This is a genomic window from Arthrobacter sp. TRD_SC_6 (genome assembly GCF_055361185.1).
In genome coordinates, this window is record NZ_CM143953.1 from 231,944 (window position 1) to 251,963 (window position 20,020).

Annotated in this window: 17 protein-coding genes; 10 read left to right on the top strand and 7 right to left on the bottom strand. The window is 62.5% G+C overall.

Annotated elements, in window-relative coordinates:
* Positions 1–37: 37 nt before the first annotated feature.
* On the top strand, positions 38–322 hold the full coding sequence (locus tag ACWA1U_RS01135; protein ID WP_463723511.1) for a hypothetical protein: 285 nt from the start codon (positions 38–40) through the stop codon (positions 320–322).
* A gap of 81 nt (positions 323–403) precedes the next feature.
* On the opposite strand, the gene ACWA1U_RS01140 is transcribed toward ACWA1U_RS01135, so the two are convergent.
* Together ACWA1U_RS01140 and ACWA1U_RS01145 are read right to left on the bottom strand one after the other, a co-directional pair.
* Positions 404–1,597: a TerC family protein gene (locus ACWA1U_RS01140; RefSeq protein ID WP_463723512.1), complete on the bottom strand. Its 1,194-nt coding sequence runs from the start codon at positions 1,595–1,597 to the stop codon at positions 404–406.
* A 71-nt stretch (positions 1,598–1,668) separates the two neighbouring features.
* Positions 1,669–2,211 carry a TetR/AcrR family transcriptional regulator gene (locus tag ACWA1U_RS01145; RefSeq protein WP_463723513.1) on the bottom strand — a complete coding sequence of 181 codons (543 nt, stop codon included), beginning with the start codon at positions 2,209–2,211 and terminating at the stop codon, positions 1,669–1,671.
* Between the two features lie 98 nt (positions 2,212–2,309).
* Between ACWA1U_RS01145 and ACWA1U_RS01150 the strand changes: the two genes are divergently transcribed.
* The gene (locus ACWA1U_RS01150) at positions 2,310–3,866 is read left to right on the top strand and encodes an APC family permease (RefSeq protein ID WP_463723514.1); all 1,557 of its coding nucleotides are present in this window, start codon (positions 2,310–2,312) and stop codon (positions 3,864–3,866) included.
* Positions 3,867–3,921: 55 nt separating this feature from the next.
* On the top strand, positions 3,922–5,148 hold the full coding sequence (locus ACWA1U_RS01155) for a saccharopine dehydrogenase family protein (protein ID WP_463723515.1): 1,227 nt from the start codon (positions 3,922–3,924) through the stop codon (positions 5,146–5,148).
* Between the two features lie 81 nt (positions 5,149–5,229).
* Here ACWA1U_RS01155 and ACWA1U_RS01160 read toward each other — a convergent pair whose 3' ends face one another.
* Positions 5,230–6,201, bottom strand: coding sequence for an aldo/keto reductase (locus ACWA1U_RS01160; RefSeq protein WP_463723516.1), 972 nt, complete (start codon positions 6,199–6,201; stop codon positions 5,230–5,232).
* 123 nt (positions 6,202–6,324) lie between these two features.
* Here ACWA1U_RS01160 and ACWA1U_RS01165 point away from each other — a divergent pair, with 123 nt between their 5' ends.
* The gene (locus tag ACWA1U_RS01165; protein ID WP_463723517.1) at positions 6,325–7,026 is read left to right on the top strand and encodes an SDR family oxidoreductase; all 702 of its coding nucleotides are present in this window, start codon (positions 6,325–6,327) and stop codon (positions 7,024–7,026) included.
* Positions 7,023–7,301: an acylphosphatase gene (locus ACWA1U_RS01170; RefSeq protein ID WP_463723518.1), complete on the top strand. Its 279-nt coding sequence runs from the start codon at positions 7,023–7,025 to the stop codon at positions 7,299–7,301. The genes ACWA1U_RS01165 and ACWA1U_RS01170 overlap by 4 nt, the downstream gene beginning before the upstream one ends.
* Here ACWA1U_RS01170 and ACWA1U_RS01175 read toward each other — a convergent pair.
* Entirely contained in the window at positions 7,298–8,011 is a 714-nt protein-coding gene (locus ACWA1U_RS01175) for a YqjF family protein (protein WP_463723519.1), read from the bottom strand. The genes ACWA1U_RS01170 and ACWA1U_RS01175 overlap by 4 nt on opposite strands.
* Positions 8,004–9,305, bottom strand: a complete 1,302-nt coding sequence (locus ACWA1U_RS01180; RefSeq protein ID WP_463724924.1) for a cation:proton antiporter — start codon at positions 9,303–9,305, stop codon at positions 8,004–8,006. The genes ACWA1U_RS01175 and ACWA1U_RS01180 overlap by 8 nt, the downstream gene beginning before the upstream one ends.
* A gap of 144 nt (positions 9,306–9,449) precedes the next feature.
* Here ACWA1U_RS01180 and ybaK point away from each other — a divergent pair, with 144 nt between their 5' ends.
* From ybaK to ACWA1U_RS01205, 5 genes are all read left to right on the top strand, one after another.
* On the top strand, positions 9,450–9,938 hold the full coding sequence (gene ybaK, locus ACWA1U_RS01185) for a Cys-tRNA(Pro) deacylase (RefSeq protein WP_463724925.1): 489 nt from the start codon (positions 9,450–9,452) through the stop codon (positions 9,936–9,938).
* 83 nt (positions 9,939–10,021) lie between these two features.
* Entirely contained in the window at positions 10,022–10,936 is a 915-nt protein-coding gene (locus ACWA1U_RS01190) for a diacylglycerol/lipid kinase family protein (RefSeq protein WP_463723520.1), read from the top strand.
* 327 nt (positions 10,937–11,263) lie between these two features.
* Entirely contained in the window at positions 11,264–12,721 is a 1,458-nt protein-coding gene (locus ACWA1U_RS01195; RefSeq protein ID WP_463723521.1) for a M23 family metallopeptidase, read from the top strand.
* Positions 12,722–12,923: 202 nt separating this feature from the next.
* Positions 12,924–14,090: a M14 family zinc carboxypeptidase gene (locus tag ACWA1U_RS01200; protein WP_463723522.1), complete on the top strand. Its 1,167-nt coding sequence runs from the start codon at positions 12,924–12,926 to the stop codon at positions 14,088–14,090.
* Between the two features lie 45 nt (positions 14,091–14,135).
* Positions 14,136–15,170: a M14 family zinc carboxypeptidase gene (locus tag ACWA1U_RS01205; protein WP_463723523.1), complete on the top strand. Its 1,035-nt coding sequence runs from the start codon at positions 14,136–14,138 to the stop codon at positions 15,168–15,170.
* Positions 15,171–15,484: 314 nt separating this feature from the next.
* Here the strand turns inward: ACWA1U_RS01205 and ACWA1U_RS01210 are convergent, their stop codons facing one another.
* Positions 15,485–16,909: a GTP pyrophosphokinase gene (locus tag ACWA1U_RS01210; protein ID WP_463723524.1), complete on the bottom strand. Its 1,425-nt coding sequence runs from the start codon at positions 16,907–16,909 to the stop codon at positions 15,485–15,487.
* Positions 16,910–16,941: 32 nt separating this feature from the next.
* Positions 16,942–20,016 carry an alpha-mannosidase gene (locus tag ACWA1U_RS01215; protein WP_463723525.1) on the bottom strand — a complete coding sequence of 1,025 codons (3,075 nt, stop codon included), beginning with the start codon at positions 20,014–20,016 and terminating at the stop codon, positions 16,942–16,944.
* Between the last annotated feature and the right edge of the window lie 4 nt (positions 20,017–20,020).

Here is a 20,020-nt window from a genome sequence, read left to right on the forward strand (position 1 = left end):
GGAAGCGCCCATTCCGCCCAGTACCGAGGAGCACCACATGTCTCTACTCTCGTCCATAGCCCCAATGCCTGAGTCCCTTGTCAACGCCACCGAAATCAGCCGCGTCCGAGCCCTTGGCACACTGCGCCGGGGCGACCTCGTCGAAGCCCACCGCCGCAACGAGGTCCACTACCGCGGCCGGGTCGAGGACACCGCGCCCGGCCTGGGCGTCGTCTGGATCCGAGACGACGCCGACGGCCGCCGCGCCATCCTCCACACCGACGAGTACGTGATCTGGCAGATCCACCCAGCAGCACCGCTCCATGCTGACGCTGCGGCCTAAGTTCCCACCTCAGCACCAACAAAATGACGACGGCGACATCCGGCTTTCCCGGGCGTCGCCGTCGTCGTTTGCTGTCGGTTGTCAGCGGTTAGGCGCGCGGTCGAGTGCGGCCTCGTGCTGCTCATGCGCCTGCTTGATGAGCGCCATGAACTCGGTCTCGTTGCGGATCAACCGCTTGTACTTCTCGGGCTGCTTCTTGAGCATTTCCTCTTCGCGGCGCAGCTTGTTGTAGATGTTCTCGCGCTCGACAATGTTGGTCTCGTAGTTGAGGTCGAGGTACTCGGTCGCGTGGCGGCGGGCGCCTGAGACCAGGTTCTTGGCCTTGCCCTTGGGGCTGAGCAGGGAAGCGAGGACCGTGACCACCAGCACGCCGAGGATCACCAGGAGCGAGGGACCGGTTTCAATTTCCACGACGTTGACGGGCTGGCCGTCGTTGATGAACGGCAGGTTGTTCTCGTGCAGCGCGTGCAGGATGAGCTTGACCCCGATGAAGCCGAGAATCGCGGCGAGGCCGTAGGAGAGGTAGATCAACCGGTCAAGCAGCCCGTCGATCAGGAAGTACAGCTGGCGCAGGCCCATCAGCGAGAACGCCGTTGCAGTGAAGACAATGAAGACTTCCTGGGTCAGGCCGAAGATCGCCGGAATCGAGTCAAGTGCAAAGAGGATGTCCGTGGCGCCGATGGCAATCATCACCAGGAGCATGGGCGTGAGGACCTTCTTGCCGTTCTCCACGGTGAAGAGCTTGTCGCCGTCGTAATGTTCGGTGGCCGGCAGGAACTTGCGCGCCATGCGGATGATGAAGCTTTCTTCCTCCTGGATGTGCTTCGGCTTCAGGATGTTGCCGGCCGTGATGAGCAGGATCAAACCGAAGATGTAGAAGACCCAGGCAAACGAGTTGATCAGGGCCGCGCCAAGAAGGATGAATCCTGTGCGGGCGATCAACGAAAATACGATGCCGAACAGGAGCACCTTCTGCTGGTCGGCCCGCGGCACCTTGAACGTAGTCATGATGATGAGGAAGACAAACAGGTTGTCGACGGAGAGCGCCTTCTCCGTGATGTATCCGGCGAAGTACTCCTGGCCATAAGTGGGCCCCGAGAAGATCAACACACCCAGACCGAACAAGATCGCGATGCCCACGTAGATTGCCGACCAGATGCTGGCTTCCTTCAACGACGGCGTATGGGCCTTGCGAACATGGAAGAAGAAGTCGAAAAGGAGCAGCCCGACGATCCCGGCGATGGTCAGGATCCAGACGATTGAGGGTACTTCCATGCGGGAACTCCTGGTCAGTTGGGTTTGACTTCACCGTAGTTCGCTGGCGAGCGCGCCCGCAAGGCGGCCCACTAGTACTTGATGGTGCCGATCAGCGTGATGATGCGGTCAATGGTGCGGGGATCAGTCTCCTCAGGCATGGCTCCAGTACCTGTGAGCGACGCATTGAAGTAGATCCCGTCTCCCAAAAGCATCACGAGGTGCACCATGTCTTCGTTCCCGACGGCGTCCATCAGCACCGTGTACCACTGCGTTCTGCACTCGGCCAGGAGCTCGTTGGCTTCCGGGTGCGAGCCCTGGGCCAGCCGCGTGACCGCCATGTTGCAGCGCTCCAGAGGACTGGCGATCTCCAGCGAGCTCTTGATGTAGTAGTCCGCCGCGCGTTCCGGCTCGGCACGCATCACGGCGAGGTCCGCTTCCACGAGGTCGCGGAGCCGTTGGAAAAGAGCCTGGGCCAGCTCATCCTTGGACTTGAAGTGGTAGGTCAACCCGCCTTTGGAGACGCCTGCGCGCACTGCAATTGCGTCGAGGGTGGCGCTGCGTTCGCCCTCGTTGATCAGGATGTCCTCGTACGCGTCGATCAAACGCTGCAGAGTGGTTGGTGCGTGGCCCATACGTTGAGTTTACGTAGTTTTGAAAAAACCGACCAGTCGGTATAGTGATCCACACAACATTCACCAACCGTCCACGCATGCCACTGGGAGTGATTCATTTGAGTGAGACATCGGTCCATAGCGGACCACCAGCCACCAACTCGGAAGGCAAGGGACTCGCAGCAGGGACGCTGGGAGTCTTCGGTTCAGTAGTCATCGGTCTCGCATCCACTGCGCCGGTCTACTCTCTTGCCGCCACCCTCGGATTCGTCGTCCTGGCCGTTGGCGCCCAGGCTCCCATCGCCTTCATCCTCGCGTTCATCCCCATGCTTTTCATCGCCTTCGCCTACCGGGAACTCAACCGCGACGTGCCCGATTGCGGCACCGCTTTCACCTGGGGCACCAAGGCATTCGGCCCATGGGTCGGCTGGATGGCGGGCTGGGGCGTCGCCGTAGCCGGCATCGTCGTCCTGGCCAACCTCGCGCAGATCGCCGGCCTCTACTTCTGGCTCCTGATCGGGGACGGCGCGCTTGCGGAGAACACCGCCCTGGTGACCGGAACCGGCGTCGTCTTCATCGCCCTTATGACCTACGTCAGCTACCGTGGCGTGGAAATCGGCGAGAAGCTGCAGAATTTCCTCCTGGCCATCCAGTACGTGGCGCTGGCGCTCTTTGCGGTCCTCGCCGTCGTCGCCTTCTTCAACGGAACCGCGGAAACCCCGACACCGCCGTCGGCCGACTGGTTCAACCCCTTCGCTTTCGGCAGCGTGGAAGGCTTCACCGAGTCCATCCTGCTGGCCCTGTTCATCTACTGGGGGTGGGACACGTGCCTGGCGCTCAATGAGGAGACCAAGGACGCGCGCCGCATTCCCGGACGCGCCGCCGTCATCACCACCCTCATCCTGCTGTTCACCTACGTTGGCGTGACGATCGCCGTGATGATGTACGCCGGCGTCGGCGACACGGGACTGGGCCTCGCCAACGAAGAAGGAGCCGACGACGTCTTCTTCGCCCTCAAGGACGCGATACTCGGCCCGTGGGCCTGGCTGCTCGTGGTCGCTGTACTGGTTTCCGCCGTGTCCTCGACCCAGACCACCATCCTCCCCACCGCCCGCGGAACCCTGTCGATGGCCGTCTACAAAGCCCTCCCCCGCAGGTTCAGCGTGGTGCACCCGCGTTACAAGACGCCGTCGTTCTCCACCCTGGTGATGGGCCTCGCGTCGATCGCCTACTACGTGGTGATGACCATGATCAGCGAGAACATCCTTGCCGACTCCATCCTGTCGCTCGGGCTCGCCATCGCCTTCTACTACGCGATTACCGGCTACGCCTGCGTCTGGTACTTCCGCCGCGAGCTCTTCGCATCCCGCCACAACTTCTTCTACAAGTTCCTGCTGCCGCTGCTGGGTGCGCTGATGCTCACCGCTGCGTTCATCAAGTCGGCGATAGACATGCTCGACGTCGAATACGGCTACAGCGTCCTCTTCGGCATCGGCGGGACCTTCGTTGTGGGCATCGGCTCGCTGGCTTTGGGCCTGGTGCTGATGCTGGCTTGGCGGTTCTCCTCCGGGTCCCGCGAGTTCTTCCGCGGCGAAAGCCTGAACGAAGCGACGCCGGTGCTGGTCCCCGATGCCCCCGACGTCTACAAGAGGTCCATCGACGGCGGGCTCTCCTGACGTTCACCACCCCATCGAGTCCGATAAGAAAATTACCAACAAGGAAAGAAACAACATGCGAATCCTCATTATTGGCGCCGGTGGAGTGGGCTCGGCCGCGGCTCGGATAGCCGTGCGGCGGTCCTTCTTCGACCTGATGGTGGTGGCAGATTACGACGCCGCCCGTCCGGAAGCGCTGATAGCCTCCCTCTCCGATTCCCGGCTGGTCGCCGCGCAGGTCGATGCCTCCTCCCCGGAAGCGGTTGCCGCTGTGATCCGCGAGCACCAGATCACCCACGTGCTCAACGCGGTGGACCCGCGCTTCGTGATGCCGATTTTCAACGGCTGCTTCGACGCGGGAGCCACCTACCTGGACATGGCGATGAGCCTGTCCACCCGCCACCCGGAACAGCCGTTCGAATTACCCGGCGTGATGCTCGGGGACGAGCAGTTCGCCGATGCCGGCAAGTGGGCCGACGCGGGCCAGCTGGCTTTGGTGGGTATCGGCGTCGAGCCTGGCCTGTCTGACGTCTTTGCACGGTATGCGGAGGACGAACTGTTCTCCGAGATCGATGAGCTCGGCGTGCGCGACGGCGCCAACCTCACCGTTGAGGGACCCGATGGGGAGCCTGCTTTCGCTCCGTCGTTTTCCATCTGGACCACCATCGAGGAATGCCTGAACCCGCCGCTGATCTTCGAGAAGGACCGCGGCTGGTACACCACAGAGCCGTTCAGTGAGCCCGAGGTGTTCGACTTTCCCGAGGGCATCGGCCCGGTGGAGTGCGTCAACGTTGAGCACGAGGAAGTTGTCCTCATGCCCCGCTGGACCTCCGCGAAGAAGGTCACCTTCAAGTACGGGCTGGGGGACGAATTCATCGGCGTGCTGAGGACCCTGAACAAGCTCGGCCTCGACTCAACGAAACCTCTGAATGTGAAGGGTGCTTCGGTTGCCCCGCGCGATGTTGTGGCCGCTGTACTGCCGGATCCCGCGAGCCTGGGTGACCGCATGAAGGGCAAAACCTGCGCGGGCCTCTATGTCACCGGGTTGGACAAGTCCGGCAACCCCCGGAGGGTGTACATCTACCACGTTGTCGACAACGAGTGGTCGATGCGCGAATACAACTCCCAGGCCGTGGTGTGGCAGACCGCAGTGAACCCCCTTGTGGCACTCGAACTCTTGGCCAACGGCACCTGGAAGGGCACCGGCGTCCTCGGTCCGGAAGCTTTCGACAGCCGTCCGTTCCTCGAACTGCTCGCGTCCCCGGACGGTTACAACTCGCCGTGGGGCATTGAGGAGCGGTAACGCCCCCACATCGACTCAGCGGAAATAGCTGGGTTCCATCCCGGAATCCAGCTATTTCTGCTGAGTCGATGTGCTCGGTGTTTACCAGGCGTAGTCTTCCGGGGCGGTCTTATGGCCCGGGAAGATTTCGTCGAGCTTGGCGAGGGCGTCGTCGTCGAGCTTGATCTCCATGGCGCGAAGACCGCCGTCGAGCTGGTCCTGGATGCGCGGCCCGATGATCGGCGCGGTGACGGCGGGCTGCGCGAGGAGCCAGGCAAGGCCGAGATCGCCGGGGTTGTGACCGAGCTCGTCTGCGAAGTCCTCGTAGCGCTGGATCTGATCGCGGTGCTTCTCGAGCGTCTCGGCGGCGCGGCCTTCAATGCGCCGGACACCCTCTTCCTGCTTCTTCAGGACGCCACCGAGCAGACCACCATGCAGCGGCGACCACGGGATGAGGCCCAGGCCGTACTCCTGTGCGGCGGGAATGACCTCGAGCTCGACGGTGCGGGTGAGCAGGTTGTAGATGGACTGCTCACTCACCAGGCCCGTGTAGTTGCGGCGAGCTGCGGAGGCCTGTGCCTGCGCGATGTGCCAGCCGGCGAAGTTGCTGCTGCCCGAGTAGAGGATCTTGCCCTGCTGAACTGCGACGTCGATAGCCTGCCAAATCTCGTCCCATGGAGTGCTGCGGTCAACGTGGTGGAACTGGTACAGGTCGATGTAGTCGGTCTGCAGGCGCTTGAGGCTGGCATCGAGTGCACGGCGGATGTTCAGTGCGGAGAGCTTGCCGCCGTTGGGCCACTCATTCATATCGCCGTACAGTTTGGTGGCGATGACGGTCTTCTCCCGGCGTCCTTCACCCTTCGCGAACCAGCGGCCCACGATCTCCTCGGTCCAGCCCTTCTTCTCGCCCCACCCGTAGACGTTTGCGGTATCGAAGAAGTTGATGCCGTTGGCGTGGGCGGAGTCCATGATCGAGTGGGAGTCGGCTTCCTCGGTCTTCGGGCCGAAGTTCATGGTGCCGAGGCAAAGACGGGATACGGACAGGCCGGAGCGGCCGAGGTGCGTGTATTCCACGGTGTTTCCTATCGGGTTGGCGGGGTTGAATCGTTTTCCATCCTGCCAAGTTGGAGCCGGCAGCGCTAGGGCTAACGTTTCCTGCGGCAACGTTTCCGCAGCCCGCACCGTAGGATTTTGCCCATGACTTCTCCACCGGTTTCCCCGCTGCCCGTTGCCCTCATCACCGGAGCATCCCGCGGCATTGGCCGTGCCATTGCGGATGAACTCGCGCCCACCCACCACCTGTTCCTCGGTGGGCGGGACCGCGCGGCGCTGGAGGCGGCGTCGTCGTCGTACCCGTCGGCTGAGCCGTTCGCCGTGGACGTGCGCAAGGTGACCAACGCCGACGTCGCGGGCATTGACCGGCTCGACGTACTGATCCACTCCGCGGGCGTGCTGCAGATGGGCACAATTGCGGAGCTCGACGACGAGACCTGGCGAAACAGCTTCGACATCAACGTCTTCGCGGTCGCCCGGCTGACCCGGTTGCTGCTGCCGGCGCTGCGGGCAGCGGGTGGGCAGGTCATCGCGATCAACTCGGGGTCGGGCTACAGTTCCGGCGCAGGGTCTTCCGTATATAGCGGAACCAAATTCGCGCTGCGGGCACTCACTGACGCGTTGCGCGAGGAAGAACGGCCCAACGGTGTGCGGGTCAGCTCCATCCATCCGGGCCGCGTCGCCACCGACATGCAGCAGGAACTTCACGAGTTCGAGGGCAAGGACTACTCCCCCGAAGCATGGATCCAGCCGTCGCAGGTGGCCAAAGCGGTGCGGCTCGCGGTTGACGCGACGAGGGACTCCACGATCGAGTCGCTCAACATCCGCCCCTCCGGCCTGACGTGAGTACCGTCCGGCTGGTCGCGACGGTCACGGGCCACGTCCAGGGCGTCGGCTTCCGTTACAGCACTCGGCAGCGGGCCGAGCAGTTTGGCCTCGTCGGCTCTGCGACCAACCGTCCCGACGGGTCGGTGCTGGTGGTGGCGACCGGGCCGGCGTCGTCCGTGGAGCAGTTGGTGCGTTGGCTGCGCTCCGGCGACACTCCCGGCCGGGTCGATTCCGTGAACGCCAGGACCGACGACGACGGCGGCACCGGTCTCAGCGGTTTCCTCACCGACTAGGTGGGTTGCCGCACCCGCCGCGGCATACCGAACTGGGTCTGCACGCCCGGCGAGTAGAGCACAGACTCAGGCGGCCCGTCCACGGTAATTCCCGCGGCAGCGACGAGCCCGTCCTCGCACCGGGACAACTGTGCGGGCTGAAGCGGCCACGGAACATGCGTATTCGGGATGTACAGCGTGCGCCCCGCGAAGACCGAGTGCAGCCCAAACCGGGCGGTCAGGTGGACGGACAACGGATCCGATGCAACGTCGTCCAGCGGCCGGACCGCAAATGCCGACGATGCCCCACGGAACCTTCGCACCGAGTAGCCCACTTCCCCGCCGGACTGCCTGACCAAGCAACGCGACCACACATACGGAATGCCGCCGGCACGGGCACCGAGAACAACTGCCAACCGCGACGCATCCAGAGTCAGGAACACAACGCCCCGCACACCATCAGGCCCCCTTGAGTAGAGCCGGACGTTGATCTCGTTGAATGACCCGAAGTACGGAACGGGATTGCCCGCACCAAACCCGGCGCCCACCATGCGGAAGCCGATCAGCCCAACCCAGGCATCGCCGTCGTACACGTCCGGTTCGGTGCCGGGCGGCATGAACCGGGCAGCCGTGGCAACCGGAATCCGCCAGTGCAGGAAGACCGCGTCCCGCCAGGCCTGATCCATCAGCACGCGCCCGCGTAGGGGCGCCGGTGCGGGCCAGTCAGACATGGGTGTCGGCAGCGCCGTCATCTTTGTTCAGGGCCCGCGATTCACGACGGCGGACGCGGTCCAACGCCCGCATCACTGGCGTCGCGCTCACGCCATGCAGCACCACTGACAGCGAAACCACCAGGCCAACGAATCCCCAGACCTCGTTCGCCTCAGCGGTGAACTCGCCGTTACTCAGGCCGTAACCGATGTAATACAGCGAGCCAATTCCACGCACGCCGAAGAACGCGAGCGCAACCTTCTCACGCATTCCGGTTTGGCCCCCAAGCAGCCCAAGGTAGCCTGCAAGCGGCCGCACCAGCAGGAGGAAGACCAGGGCGAGTACGACGTCGGTCCAGCCGATCGTGTCCAGCAAGCCGCGGGAAATTGCGCCGCCGAGCAGAACCAGGATGAGCACGGAGAGCAGCCGTTCGAGCTGTTCGACGTAACTATGGAGAACGCGGTGGTAGCCGTGGTCCCGTTCGGCGGCCCGGATGGTGATGGCACAGACAAACACGGCGATGAACCCGTATCCCTCGAACGTCTCGGTGACTCCGTAGGCCAGGAAGGTGGCTGCGAGCGCTACGAAACCTTCGGAGTGGTTGGACAGCTTGAAGGTGGTGGATTTGGAGGAGAAGAACAGGCGGCCCAGTAGCTTCCCCGTGCCGTACCCGAGCACGATGCCGAACCCGATGCGCCACAGCACGTCCACGAAGAACCACTGCGGGAACCATTCACTTGGCGCGGCGCCTACCAGGCTGATGCCAATGGCCAGGTAGACGAAGGGGAAGGCTAGGCCGTCATTCAAGCCGGCTTCCGAGGTGAGTCCGAAACGGACTTCGTCCTCCTTGTCGAATCCTTCCTCACCGTCGGCTGGTTCACCGACCTGCACCTCCGAAGCGAGCACCGGGTCGGTGGGAGCGAGGGCTGCTGCCACCAGGATGGCGCTGGCGAGCCCCAGCCCGAGGAACACATACCCCAGAAACGCAAAGACGAGGATGCAGAGGGGCATGACGATCGCGAGGAGCCGCCACGTGGTCGACCAGTTCCGCCAGCCGATCGGCCGGTCCAGGGCAAGACCCGCTCCCATCAGGGAGATGATCACGCACACCTCAGTAAGGTGGGTGGTGATGTCGCCGTACTTCACGGGATCCGGCGACGGCAGGTAGTCGATCAGGGCAAACATAACCACTCCCGCGCCGAGGAAAACCATCGGCATCGAGATGGGCGCCCGGCGCAGCAGACGGGGGAGAAGAGCCGCCGCGAATACGACGAGGCCGAGCACCGTGTAGATGATGCTCGGACCCTCAAACAGTTTCAGCAAAGTGTTCCCTTTTCGGCGCAAGTGGTACCGCCTAAAGATACTCGTCCGGGGCTCCGCCGTGTGGGCCGAAAAGCCCCGATGCGATACTGGGTGCGGAATTTAACTGCTGGAATGAACTGCGTGAGAGAGGTCCAGATGGCCCGGCGCGAGACAACCGGGACACCGGCCACCGTGTTGTTGGCGAAGCATCGGGTCACCCATCGCATCCTCACCTATACGCATGATCCGGCGGCCGAGCATTACGGAACCGAGGCTGCCGAAAAATTGGGGGCTGATCCCGCGCGCGTGTTCAAGACGCTGATGGTGGACCTCGGCACCAGACTGGCCGTCGCCGTCGTACCCGTGAACCGCACGCTGAATTTCAAGGCGATGGGCACCGCCTGCGGGGGCAAGCGCGCTGGCATGGCTGATCCGGCTGCCGCACAGCGGCGAACCGGTTACGTGCTCGGCGGCATCTCGCCCCTTGGCCAGAGGCAGCGGAGCCCGCTGGTGCTCGACGAATCGGCGCTGGAATTCGAGACGATCGTTGTCTCCGGAGGGCGAAGGGGCATGGAGATCGAGCTGGCGCCCGCCGATTTGCTGGCTTTGACAGAGGGTACGACGGCGGCAATCGCCTCGTCCTGAGCCCGGCGTACGATGGTCCTAGCCAATTGGCTCATTTCCTCCTCTAGGCGTGAAGCCAGGTAAGAGAATCCATGCATCAGGGCATGTTGGCGGTCGTTAATTCCTCCGCTGGAACGGCGTCCAGGCGCGGTGTTGACGCCGTCGCTTCCTTTTTCGACACTCATGCGCGGCGGCACGGCACGTCGTTCGAGCTTGCAAAAACGGACGACCTCGAAGAGCTCTCCTCGGTGCTGGACGGTCTGGACGGACGCCGGCTGGTGTTGCTTGGCGGTGACGGTTCCATCCACGCGGCGGTGCAGTGCCTTTATACAAAAGGGGCCCTTGAGGCTGCGGGTCCCATCGGGATCGTTCCCGTGGGTACGGGAAACGACCTCGCCCGGTCGCTCAATCTTCCGTTGGACGCGTTGAAGGCAGCGGAGGGTGTGCTGACGGGAACTGCCCGCACCATGGAATTGCTGGTGAGCGAAGACCGGGTTGCGGTGAACGCGGTCCACGTGGGCATCGGTGCGGACGCCGCGGCGAAGGGTGCTGCAGCGAAGAAGAAGCTGTCCAGGTTCAAGATGGGAAAGCTTGGCTACCCGCTGGGTGCGGTGGCGGCGGGTGTCTCGTCCCCCGGCTGGCACTTGAGCGTTCATGTGGATGGCGAGTTGCTGCACGACGGAACGCGGCCGTTACTGATGGCCGCCCTGGGCCTGGGCGGCACCGTCGGTGGAGGCGCTCGGCTCATTCCCAACGCCAACCCGCACGATGGTTTTGTCGACGTCGTTCTGTGGGAGTCCGTTGGACCGGCTGCCCGGGTGGGCTATGCGCTCGGGCTGAAGGACGGCGACCACGCGAAGCGCAGCGATGTCCGCATCGGCAGGGGACAGACAGTTGAGGTAACCGCAATTGATGGGAACGGCTTTCGCGTGAGCAACGACGGCGAGCTGATGGGGCCGTTTGTTGACAAAAGCTGGGAGACCGTGTGTGACGCGTGGCAGGTGGTCGCGCCAGCCTGATTTCTGCTTTTTTGTGCTCCTTCCAGCGTATATTCGAGCAGGAAGACGTACCCTGTGAATATGCTCAAGGTTTCCACAGGACAACCACCGCACTCTATCTACATAACGATTTGGCCAGTAGGCTGAACCACGTACTTGTAACGCGACGCCTCTAGAGGGGCACCCGGATTTTTCTGGCAGCTCGGATTTCTTTCCGCACTCGCTGCTGACAGTTCTTTGGGGGAAACACATGGAGAGCAACTTGTGACTGAAGTCAGGCCAATATCTGGCCCGGAAACGTCAAACGTTCGGCGCCGCCGAGCGCTGAGGTCAACCCTCAGTGTCGGCTTGGCGCTGGCTGTCATCTACTCCAGTGGCTATTCGGGCAGCAGCATCTCAAAGCTTGACGCAAACGGCTCCATCCAGGCTCAGGGCGTAGCGAGCGTCTCGGAAACGGATCAACCAACCGGCATCGTCGGCGAGCAGGTCCTCGAACTTCCCTGGACCGCATCACCTTACGGGCAGGTTGACTCCCTGGTCCCCGGGCAGCAGGTCCCAGCATCTCCCAAGGCCTCCGAGCGCGGCTCTGAGACCCAGGTACGCGGCACCATGGAGCGCCCTGGCACGGGCACGCTGATTGCTCCGCTTCAGTTCCTGAATGCGAGCTCGTCCTTCGGTTACCGAACCAGCCCCATCACCGGAGAACACGGTGAGTTCCACACCGGCCAGGACTTCGCAGCCCCCTGCGGCACCCGGGTCTTCTCGGCTGACGCCGGCCTGGTGCGGGCCATCGGCTGGCACCCCTGGGGCGGCGGCAACCGCGTGGAAATCGATCACGGAAACGGCCTTGTCACCACCTACAACCACCTTGAGGGAATCGCCGTCAAGAAGGGGGATGAGGTCGGCGCCGGCCAGGTCATCGCCACGGTTGGAACCTCCGGAATGTCCACCGGATGCCACCTGCACTTCGAGACCATCCTCGATGGCGAACACACCGACCCGGCAAAGTGGAAGCTGACCGCACTGGATGGCAGCGGACCAGTAGACCTGCCAAAGCTGGTGAGCTTCGGTCCCGGTGGCGGCAACGAGGCCGATGGCGAGAAAGCCTGGGTTGCCTACCTTGCCGCAAGCGGGCCGATCGAACCGCTGGCCACACCGTCGCCAAATTCGGTTGACGCTGCAGCTAAGCAGTCTGAGGCTCCCAAGGTTGAGAAACCGAGCAAGAAGCCGAGCGAGAAACCATCTGAGAAGCCTTCAGCCAAGCCCAGCCAGAAGCCCTCTGCGAAGCCGTCTCCGGACGCATCGAGGCCGCCGGCCACGGGTGAACTGACCAAGCCACCAGCCACGGACGAAGTCACTAAGCCTCCGGCAACCAGCGAACCGACCGAGCCACCAGCCACGGACGAACCCACTAAGCCTCCCGCAACCAGCGAACCGACCGAGCCACCAGCCACGGACGAACCCACTAAGCCTCCCGCAACCAGCGAACCGGCCGAGCCTCCCCCATCCGGTGAGCCAGCACCAGAGCCGGATCCCCTGCCCACAACGCCCGAGCCGGAGCCGACCGATTATTGCGCTCCTGGTGCTGACGCCCTGTTCGCGACAGGCGATGAAATCGTCGGCGCGGAAGCTGCCGCCTTGGGTTCTGCCGCCGTCGTCGTGCCTGTGGCGTCCATCGTGAAGACCGTTCAGGCGGACGGAACCTTCACGTTCACGTGTGGCAATTCTGCGCCGTCGGGCGCTGCTGTAGCCCCTGAAGCTGAGGTTGCTCGCGAGCCGGCACCAGCAGTCACCGGCGCTCCGTAACGCGCCTTCAAAAGTGGCCCCTAGTCGCGGAACATCCGCACCGGGGGCCATTTTCATGTCTCGGGCAATAAGCATCTAATAGGCACTTTGGTCAAGACCTCAGGGCGAAATTCAACCAATATTGGCAAACCCCTAGAACAAGTTGCTTGCCGGAAGTAACGTCGGGAGACCACTCATCTGAGATCTTCCTGGAGGCACCACCATGGGAAAACCGTTCAATTTCTATTCCACCCTGGCACTCCTCGGCACCGCCGCCTTGGCTGCGCCGCTGCTCGTTGGACCGCCCGCCGTCGCCGACGCCAACTTCCCCTCCCCCAAAGGCAACACGAACACGGCGAGCATCCTCACTTATGAGGACACCATCCGTGAGCTCACCAAGCTTGAGCGCACCAGCCGGTATGCCGTGGACGTCTTCACGCTTGAGGAGGCTGGAACCGAGGTCAACAAGAGCGAACAGGGGCGCGAGCTCTATGTCGCGACCGTCGGCAACGGACCGGAGGACGTCTGGGTGCAGGGCCGCATCCACGGTAATGAGCCGTATGGCGCGGAGTCCATCCTCACCCTCCTGAAGGATCTGGGCACCAACGGCTCCGCGGACTACCAGGAAATCCGTGACGCGTTCACCATCCACTTCATCCCGATGTACAACCCGGATGGCAGTGAGCTGAATATCCGCCAGACGGTACTGTACGACGATGTAACCGGTGAGCCGCTGCGCGATGCCAATGGTAACGAGCGCCGGATCGACCTGAACCGTGACTGGGTGGCGGACAAGTTCGAGGCTGATGAGTCACTTGCGTTCTACGAGTATTGGACGATGGTGAAACCCGAGTACGGCATCGACATTCACCACCAGGGGCTCAAACGGCAGTACGAAACGGGCGATGACGTCACGTTGTCGCTCGGCATCTCGCTTGCGCCGGGTGGGCCTACCCTTCCCGGACTGCAGGGTGGGGCGTACGACGTCCTAACCCGCCAGATGCACGGCTACGTCTACCAGGACCTCTCGAAGTACGGCTTCATCAATATGGACCGTTACCAGGTGGGCAACGGGCTCGAGATCGATATCAAGGGCGGTGTGGTCTCGGCAATGATGCTCGGCCTGAACTACCAGGGCCTCAACCCGACCGGACATTCCAACCCGGTGGTCTTCTTCGAGACTTCGGGCAACACCAGCGACGGCAGCCTCGGCCAGAAGGCGCGCGGCAAGAGCATCCAGCAGAACGTCCTGGCCATGAAGTCGCTTCTGTTCGGCCTTGCAACCGAGGAAGTGCAGCAGGTTGACCCGGAAATCTGGGAGGAAATCCCGCACGCACCGGTCACTGGCTACAGCACCGACTATGCAGGAACCATCCCGGCGTCGTTCTAACAGTTCGCTCATCACCCGATTCATCACACCGAGAAAGGACACTCAATGAAGAAATCACTCGCAGCTGCCGCGCTGAGCGGCGCGCTCGCCGTCGCCTCGATCACGACGGCGGCACCGACTTTTGCGGTCGGCGAAGGGCCGGGATACAACGGCAACGAGTCCATCAATACGTCGATTCTGCGCACCTATGACGAGGTGGCGAAGTACCTCCAGACCCAGGACGCCAAGCAGGAGGCATTGGAGGTTGAGGTGATCGGCCAGTCTGTGAAGGGTCGTGATTTGTACCTCGCCAAGTACATCTCGGACCCTGCCAATCCGACGATCCTGTTCCTCACCCAGCAGCACGGCAACGAGCAGCTGACCACCGAGGGGGCGCTTGAGTTCATCAAGCATCTCGGGTCCGGGAAGACCGGGGACGTGCTCGACAACGTGAACGTGCTGATTGTCCCCATGCTGAACGCTGATGGTGCAATGGGTGACGTCAACTTTTCACTTGATGACTACATCGCGAAGGGGGACCGGCACCTCACCCGGTATAACGCCGTCGGGGTGGACCTGAACCGCGACCACGTCGCCAAGGTGCAGCCTGAAACGCAGGCACTTCACGAGAACGTGATGCAGAAGTACGACATCGATTACATGATTGACCTGCATCATCAGGGCACGAACAGTGAACGTGACGGAGAGCTGGTTTCCGGTTCGATCCTTCACCCCACGACGCCGAACGTCGACCCTGCCGTGCTCGAGGGTTCGAAGCGCCTAGGTGCCGTGGTGTTCGACGCCGTCGACTCCACCGGTTGGGGCCACCTTGGCAAATACGTTGGTGGAACTGCCGAGACGATCAGCCGTAACGGCATTGCGGTCGAGTACGGGATTTCGACGCTCTTGTTCGAGATGCGTGGCATGTCGGATCACGAGGGTGAGTGGGCGATTCTCGGCCAGAAGAGCAACGGTTACCTGATCAAGCAGACGGTCACCACGCTCGACGCGACCGTTTCGGCGATTGCGGACGGGTCGATTGCGACTGCGGATACCTCATTCTGGGACACTCTGGCTGAGCAGAACAATCGTTCCGAGTAACTAGGGATTTGGGAAGGGGCGGCGACCGCGGAGTTGGTTGCCGCCCCTCTCTTCGTTTACTCGCGTACACAGTATCCGGCCCAGTTGCACCGGGAGCCACAGTCACAGTCGTCAACATGGACAGCGAAGTCCACACAGTTACTAGCCGGGGAAGTGGATCGAGTTTCGAGTGGAACGCTTGTGGAGCAAGAAGCTCCTGCTCCAGCTGCCGAGGATGACACTGATGACGAGAACACACGGCGGCAGCTTCATCCTGCTCGTCGCAGCCGGCGGTACCTATGTTGTCCGGAAGCAGAGCAACAGCTAACCGGCGATCAAAAAATGGCGGGTGTTGAGGCTACCTCGCGACCATTACTGTGCACGCGGAGGTCGAGTTCCTCGCAGCGACGGAGAAGCTCGATTAGCAGTGCCTCAGAGGATTCACGGCGAAGGTTTGACGCAACCCACAGCGAGTGACCGTTACGGAGCGAAACCACCTTCGGCCGTGTTGAAGATTGCAAGGCATCGGCTGATTCGCCCACGGCGTCATCGATGAGTGCCACCCCTGGTCCCTTCTTCTCAGCGAGAAGCTGTACCACTTCACGCACAGCCCGGGCCGCCGGGAGGAGAACGCCTTCGAGTCTCTCAGGACAGTCTGCTCCGGTAATTTCATAGGTGCTATAGCCAACTTTTGCGCGGAGACGGTCGTACCGCCATTCGAGCTGCTGATCACGTTTCCGGACGGTTCCGATGGCGCCCGTTGCCTGAATATAAACTTCTCCGAATCGGGCAAGGAGCTCGTCATCGAGGCGCCTTACTCTGGTGACGGAAATGGTAGCGTCCATCAGTCGTCTAACTTGATCGCCGTCGATCGCTTCAAGGGCACGAGACAAAGCTTCAATCGATTCCAATCCGCTCGCACGCACCAGTTCACAGGCAAACTGTATGCCGGCGTCGGTAGCTTCCCCGTCCTCCGGAAACCGATCGGCAAGATAGGCCCGAAGACTTGCTATTCCTACAGGGGTGCAATCTCCCTCTCGGTCCTCTTGTTGTATGGATTCACCGGCAGCGTTGTCTTGCACGGCGTCTTCCATGGTTCTTGCATCCGCCGTGGATAAGGTCGGATTGGCGAGCACTCGATCGATCGCAGCGAAGGTCTCATCAAGGGCTCTTCGTGCGTCAGAGGCAGCACCGAATAGCTGGTCAATCGTCTCTTGATCATGTTCGCTAATCGCTTGGTATGACTGACCTTTGTACCGCCGCGCGTGCTCGAATTCTGCCCACGCATGGGCAGCAACGGTTCGAACCTGAATTTCCAGGCCCCCAAACCTGTCAAAGTATCGCGTTAACTTTCCCCCTGCGATCAACCAGCCTCGGTCGACCTCCGACGCTTCGCCGGTGATGACGAAGTGGTGACAGTCGTATCCACGCCGTCGTTGGTCCTTCGCCTCACCGGGGTTGGCATCTTCCTTGACCATGAAACGGTCACGAATGATTTCAACAGCACGCTTCTGGTCGGTGACTGAGTAGGTGATGATTCTTACCGCAACTGTGTCGGTGACCTCCCGCAACGGATCGGAGTAGGCCTTGCGTTGGCACTTGTCCTGGAAGGACCTGATCGACTTTGCCCGAGCGGACACAGAGTGAGCTTTTATCGCAGCCTCAGTGAGGAGCCGATCCAGGTACGCTCCGCTTTCTGCCGCTGCGTCAGGCAGCCAGTCCCACTCTCGATAATCCACTGGGAACGCACTTTCCCCCATTAGTTTCTCCAATTCAGTGATCGCACATTTCGCTACTGCTGCCTAGAGTGCAAGTGACGGCCAGCGTCAGCCAGCACAAACCTCAACGTCACCAACTGGAACGGGCGCAGTGAAAGCCGCACACCGGCGTCGTTTGCTGGTGATGAGTCGTTGGCTTGCATGAAGTCCGCCTCAACCGGACGCTCCAGCAGGTCCGTAACGCCAACCGACACATAAGAAAATCCGGGCGACACCAGGGCTGACGCCCGCCCACCGAACGCCTCATACAAGCGGACGACGACGTCGCCACTCCGGTCCTCCGCCAACTTCACCGCCTCCACCACCACAGCCGGGTTGTCCACCGCAAACGCAGGCACAACCGGCGACGACGCCACCCCCGACACCGTTCGCACCGGCAGGTTCAACCGGTACCCCGCTGCGACCGCATCGGCAATGGAAGAACCAGGCCGCAACGAAAACTCGAAAGAGTGCGCACCCTGATCTGACTGCGGATCGGGAAACAACGGCCCACGCAGCACCGACCCACGGAGCAAGGTGTAGGCAGTACCGGCAGGGGTCGCAGCACGCGTGATGTCGTGACCGTACGTCGAATCGTTCGCCAGTGACACCCCGAAGCCCGGCTCCCCCACGTGCACCCACCGGTGAGCAACCGTCTCAAACCGCGCGGCATCCCAGGACGTATTCGAATGCGTCGGCCGGTGCACATGTCCAAACTGGATCTCCGAGGAAGCCCGATCCGCCAACACATCCACCGGGAACGCGAGCTTCATCAGCTTCTGCTGCTCGTGCCAGTCAACCTCAACCGACAGATCCACCGCCGTCCCGTCGCCACTCAGCGCAATCCGCTGCACCAACCGTGACTTCCCGAACACCCGCTCCACCCGCAGCACCGCGCCCACCACGTCAATCGACACGGCATCGGTCAGCTCGGTGACGTTGAACTTGTAATGCTCATCAATGTCCCACGCATCCCACTGGTTCGGCGTGTCACGGAACAACTGGAACACGTTCCCGCGCGTCCCCTCCGGTATGACCTCCCGGTCACCGGATTCAGACACGGCGACCAGCGAGGTGAACAGCCCCTGCGGGTCCACCGTCAACCGCAGTGACGGACTCTCCAACAGCCACGATGAGCCCATACGGACCGGTTCAAAGGCAGCAGACGACGACGGAACTCCACATCCCAGCGCAGGCACACCGCCGACGTCGTACGGTCCGGCGTTCAAAGCCGCAGTAGCAGAACCAGTCCCCAGCAACGCAGCTAGTGAAGACGAAATCAGGGACTCCAGCAACAAGGCAACCGAAGCATAGTGACGCTCCGCCTCCTCATGCACCCACGCAATCGAGGACCCGGGCAGGATATCGTGGAACTGCTGCAGCAGGACGGTGTGCCAGGCGGATTCGAGCGCATCATACGGGTACTCAAACCCAGCCCGCACGGCAGCCAATGAACACCACAGTTCCGCCTCACGCAGCAGGTGCTCGCTGCGCCGGTTCCCCTTTTTGGTTCGCGCCTGGGACGTGTACGTCCCGCGGTGAAACTCCAGGTACAACTCCCCGGACCACACCGGCGCATCCGGATACTCAGCCTCCGCTTCCGAGAAGAACCGGGACGGCGAAGACAACGTCACCATCGGCGAACCCTCAAGCGACGCCGTGCGGGACGCTGCTGCCAGCATCTCGCGGGTGGGCCCGCCACCGCCGTCGCCCCAACCGAACGGAACCAGCGACGTGTTCGCGGCCCCCTTCTCCCGGTACTGCCGCTGCGCCCGGGCCAGATCCCGGCCGGACAGCTCCGAGTTATAGGTATCCACCGGCGGGAAATGCGTGAAGACCCGCGTCCCGTCGATACCCTCCCACTGGAACGTGTGATGCGGGAAGGCGTTCGTCTCGTTCCACGAAATCTTCTGCGTCAGAAACCACTTCGATCCGGCTGCCTCAACAATTTGCGGCAACGCGGCCGAGTATCCAAACGAATCCGGCAACCACACATCGAGCGGCTCCACCCCGAAGTTCTCAAGGAAGAACCGCTTCCCCGCAACGAACTGCCGTGCCAGCGCCTCGCCGCCGGGCATATTCGTGTCGGACTCCACCCACATTCCGCCAGCGGGGACGAACTGCCCGGACCGCACCTTCTCGGCAACCCGCTCAAACAACGCGGGGAAGGAAGACTTCAGCCACGCATATTGCTGCGCCGACGACGCCGCAAACACAAAGTCCGGATCCCGGTCCATCAGCTCAAGCACGTTCGAGAACGTCCGGGCCACCTTCCGCACGGTCTCCCGCACCGGCCACAACCAGGCACTGTCGATATGCGCGTGCCCGACGGCGTGGAGCCGGTGCGCGCTCGCATACGCGGGCGACGCCAGTACCCCGGCGAGACATTCCCGCCCCGCCGCGGCAGTCCCGGACACGTTGGAAGGGTCGACGGCGTTAACCGCCTTTTCGAGCGCCCGCAGGATTTCGTGCCGGCGCGGCAGGTCCACAGGCAACTCGTGCATCAGACCGTTCAGCGTCCATACGTCCTGCCCCAGCTCCCATGCCCCGCGATCGAACAGGGCGATCTCGGCCCGGCGGAACGTGTACAGCGGATCGGTTCCGGCAGTAGACAACGATCCCAACGCGGTCGGCTGATAGTCGAAGTTCTCGATCACGTTCGGATTTGAAGCCGCCTCAACGTAAAACCCCACCCGGGAGCCAGGCGAGCCCGCCAAACCGGACAGCGGCACCCACATGTTCAGCGGTTCGAGCGCCTTGATCACCCGCCCGTCCGGCGCGTACACGAGGCCTTCGGCCTGGAAGCCGGGCATCGTCGTCGTGAATCCGAGGTCCACCAGAGCCTCGAAGGTGAAGGAAGAAACAGACCATTCCTCCGGCACCGTCCCGGAGAACCTGAACCAGGTTGTCCCCCACGGACTCCCCCACGAAGAACCGACAACAAACGGCGAGAACGGCGAATCGGCCGCCGCAGCAAACGGCACCGGCTCCCCCGGCGCCTCCCACACCGAAACCTCCAACGGCACCGAAACCGGCCACACGGCAGGCGTAAGCCGTTCGTTCAGGAACCGGAGGATCCGCGCTTCGACGAGCAGTCGGTTGTCGTGCATGAAC